Source organism: Salinimicrobium oceani (assembly GCF_012037645.1).
On the sequence record NZ_JAAVJR010001459.1, the window covers coordinates 1 to 305 of the forward strand.

Consider the following 305-nt stretch of genomic DNA (forward strand, 5'->3'; position numbering starts at 1 on the left):
GGCGCTTGCGGAACAGTATTGATCGGGATCTTCCTTTTTAAGGAACCAGTGCATTTTTGGCGGTTGTTCTTCCTCTTTACCCTTATCGCTTCGATCGTTGGATTAAAATTTGTTTCAGCTTAAGCTATGGCTGGTTTCCCTTTTTTGACACTCGTAAGATGGCCTAACCTGTTGATGATCCTTCTTACCCAGGTGCTGGTTAAATATTTCCTTTTTGAACCCTTTGGAATAGCCACTGTCCTTTCCCATCCGGAATTTGCACTACTTGTTATTTCAATGATGTGCCTTGCAGCTGCAGGAAATAT

Annotated in this window: 2 protein-coding genes; one reads left to right on the top strand and one right to left on the bottom strand. The window is 42.6% G+C overall.

The genetic code is table 11. The annotated features are described in order from the left end of the window. Positions 1-123, top strand: a 123-nt coding sequence (locus tag HC175_RS24540) for a DMT family transporter (protein WP_479685266.1), incomplete at its 5' end; no start/stop codon positions are given. Here HC175_RS24540 and HC175_RS24070 read toward each other — a convergent pair. Further along, positions 120-305: hypothetical protein (locus tag HC175_RS24070; RefSeq protein ID WP_209310223.1), on the bottom strand; the 186-nt coding region annotated here is incomplete at its 5' end. The two genes, HC175_RS24540 and HC175_RS24070, sit on opposite strands and share 4 nt — an antisense overlap.